The sequence below is a fragment of the Caballeronia sordidicola genome, from assembly GCF_002220365.1.
Classification (GTDB): domain Bacteria; phylum Pseudomonadota; class Gammaproteobacteria; order Burkholderiales; family Burkholderiaceae; genus Caballeronia; species Caballeronia sordidicola_C.
In genome coordinates this window covers 1-3,391 of sequence record NZ_MTHB01000273.1, presented here as the reverse complement: position 1 = coordinate 3,391, position 3,391 = coordinate 1, and the positions used below count along the sequence as shown (strand labels likewise).

The 3,391-nt window shown below is 54.6% G+C and carries 2 protein-coding genes; one reads left to right on the top strand and one right to left on the bottom strand.

Annotated elements, in window-relative coordinates; genetic code table 11:
• Positions 1 to 297 precede the first annotated feature (297 nt).
• Positions 298 to 2,604: a hypothetical protein gene (locus BSU04_RS39140; protein ID WP_089165585.1), complete on the bottom strand. Its 2,307-nt coding sequence runs from the start codon at positions 2,602 to 2,604 to the stop codon at positions 298 to 300.
• Positions 2,605 to 3,135: 531 nt separating this feature from the next.
• Between BSU04_RS39140 and BSU04_RS39135 the strand changes: the two genes are divergently transcribed.
• Positions 3,136 to 3,391, top strand: a 256-nt coding sequence (locus BSU04_RS39135; RefSeq protein WP_306299713.1) for an IS4/Tn5 family transposase DNA-binding protein, incomplete at its 3' end; no start/stop codon positions are given.

Sequence of the window (3,391 nt, the reverse complement as noted above, 5' to 3'; positions counted from 1 at the left end):
TATCGACAGAGCCGGCTGAGCGTGCAATACTCATTGCACACCCTTGCTCCGTGCACGCGTGGGGTCTGACATCGGTGTGGACTTGGCGGTTTGAACCGGTGTCAGGCCGTTTCTTCGGCGGTAAGCTATTGTTCTACGCCCTCCGTATTGCCGCGTCACCCACTAAGAGCAGCACGCATCGTTGCCCCGGGCGCGTCTTTACTCGCCCTCCGGGCTCCCTTCGTCGCGCCGATATCATCTCGCTCATCCGCAGAAACCGACATCCTGACAAAAGTTAGAAATGCGTCTCAGTCAGTGTTAAAGCGGGCCGCCGCCGTTTAAAGGCACTTTCTCACCGCCGTTCACACCAACAGAGGAACGTTTGCCTCGGACCCGTAGCAGTTCGCTGTAGGCGCCAAGTACGTCACTTTCATACCTGCGGCGAAAATGCTGAAAGATTGGCCGCACATCTTTGCTAGTGTTGCCCCGCAATGACGTCACGAAGTAATGATCCAGCATCGTGCCGTGGTCGATCGTCTGCCGGGGCAAAGGCAAGACAACTAAGCTGTCACCCTGCCGACGGATTGCATCTTTCAACGCGGTAACGGGGGACGAGTTGTGCAAACGCTCGGTTCCGGTGATGTTGTGATCGAGACATGCTTCGTCCAATGCATACCGAAGTTGCTCTAGCGTCGGAACGGCTTCGCTTCCGATGCTCTTCTTTACGAGCTGCGAGATATTTCTTATGACCCGTTCCACCACTGCGCGGGTGACCCACGTATACGTCGGACCAAAGTTCACTGCGGCGCCAAACTGGTACACCGCTGCGCGGATAAAAGCGTCGGAAAGGTTAGCCCATGCGTTGTCAACCCGCAGTACATCGAAACGGCCGCCGCGCATTTGCGCCACGAGCTCCGGAGAGAAACACGGACCGAGGGTGTCAATGTCAGCGTCTCGGGCAAAGTCCGAGAGTCGGTATTTGTCCGGATGAACGAAACGGTCGAGTGTCTCCAGTGCGCTTTCCGTGCTTGGTGTTTTCTCCAAGGTTGGAAAGCCGGCCATCACAAACGAGTAAAGCTCGTCGACCATAACGGCGTAGTACCACTTGGGCAAAACGGATTCAAAAGCTTCTCCGAACCCGTTGTCAACAGTGATTTTCGACAAGTTGTCAGTGCGCCAATAATCGAGCTGAGCAAATGAGCCTGGACGCGACGGCCGTATGATCCGTCTGTGGCCCCGCCCAAGGTACCTAGCACGTTGCTCTGCCGTTTCACCGTTATATATACGCGTGTAGCGCACTAGGTGCGTCTTCTTTATCTGCCTTACATGACGATACAGTGCATCCTGCCCCCGATCGAAGTTGCTCAACGGGTAGTCCGATTCGCCCAAGCCGGCTTTATGCAGCTCCGCCCGAAACAATCGGTGAATCTCCACCATGTCCAGTGGTTTGCTTTCTGTAGGAACTCCGCCGTCGAGCACCCACTGGTTGATGGAGTCGGCAAGGCCCTCTACGTTCTCCAACAGATTTGTCCACGCGTAGCTCCCTCCCTTCTCACGCTTCGCCGACGCGCTTGTAGCCTTTCTACGAGCGAAACGCCTTCCAGGGATCAGTCCGTAGTAACCATAAATCCCGCCGTCACCGCAAGGTTCTACGCATCGTTTGACAAGCCGCGCAATCTCCTCCACTGATACCCGGAATGCGTCAGATATCTTCCTGTACGTATCGCCGCGCCGGTAGGCGTCGACAATTCTCTTGCTATCTGAATACTTCGCGCGCTTTTCATTCGGAATTTCGCTAAGGCTTGGAGTTGCCCAGGTGGCGTTCAGATATTCCGGGGGGATTAGGCGGCGCGCCCGGCATGTGAGCACGTCGGATGCGTCGGCGTCACAACCGCCCACGTTGGTAGGTGGTGACACGGCAGCGCTGGAGGTCGCCCCTAGCACGCCGGGCAAATATGGTGCCCCCGCTTGCGCGCTACTTGCTGTTTTATTGACCACGGACTGGCCTGACAACATTTGGTTGTCAATCTCGGTCTCTAACGTGCCTTCAGCCAGCAATCGCGCCAAAGCTGCATACAAAAGTCCGACATCGGCGTCCGCTATGGACAGGATTTCCCCAATCGTAACAGCGGTTCTGTCCGCGAACATTCCGAGAATCGATTGGCAGGCCGGGACGCAGTCGTAATCCCGTGCCGCAGTCATGGCACCCGACAACAACAAGCAGTTGTCAAACCTGATGCGTCCGAGTTCCACGTCCCCAGCATGGATGAGCCGGAAATTACTTTCCCGCTGGCGCCTGCTGTGTTTATGGTTCTGAGGATCACGTCGGCACTGCCAGTATTCTTTCTTTCCGGTGGCGAAGTTCACAACCAAATCAACATCTCTCGCTCGCCCCGCTTCCGGGCTACCTTCAGGGACGCTGTCATAGGAAACGACGTCCCGACAGAATTCAAGCGTGACCACGCTGAAAAACAAGACGTCGCTTTCAATTCGCAGAAGGCGATTGAGCTTGTTGGAGTGAAAGAACCAATAATTTGCTTCTGAATTGCGGTCGTCGCGCAGGGGCGACGCGACATTCTGCTCACCCCGTTGAAAACCGGGAGTTAAATTGTGCAGGCGAGGCATGGTTTCTCCTAAAAACCGCCGGCACGCGAGGCAAAAGAATTCCCTTGACTTTCCTCTGGAAAAGTCGAAAACTACCTTCGTGCTAGCGAGAGGCCACGGATCGGCAAATCCGCATATGGCCGAATACAAGCGTAATTCTGGTTGAAGCTCCTCCTTAAAGAAAAATCCCACAAAGAATGAGCTCCCTAAGTGGAGCTCATTCTTTTTTGGGTGACGGATAAAATAAAACAGAGTCGCGTAATTTTCAATATGTTTTTAAAAGCCAATTATCGATACGTGTTATGGATAATAAAAATTCAGTACACATATTTATAATTTACTTACACTGATAGATGCGTGACCGTCAAGATTGGGTAGTAACTCCGCATTTCTCCTTTCGTAGAGACTAACGTGATGAAGACCTCCGATTGTAGGTCCGAAGGGGTCTGACCTCGTCGCCGTATAACCCATTCCATTACACACAAGTCGACATGAGCGGCTTGTAAACTTTCGCGGCTTGCCGTTTACTCTTGCTTTTTGCGCGGCATGCGAATGGCACGAACAACGGAGAGCTGGGCGGCAATGGAATTCAAGGGTATCGATCTGGGCGACAAGCGCCTGAACCGGCGGGCGATCCTGCTGGCCGAACAACTGTCGGGTAGTCCGACGGCGAGCATTCCTCAGGCGTGCGGCGGCTGGGCCGAGACGGCAGCGGCTTATCGGTTCTTCGCGCAGGACAAGCTGGAATGGACCGACGTCATGGAGCCACACTGGCAGAGCTCGAGCGAGCGGATGCGGGCATGCGAGG

Bases quoted from the DNA above. Each gene is read 5' to 3' on its own strand.
- BSU04_RS39140 (WP_089165585.1), bottom strand. From the start codon at position 2,604: ATGCCTCGCCTGCACAATTTAACTCCCGGTTTTCAACGGGGTGAGCAG.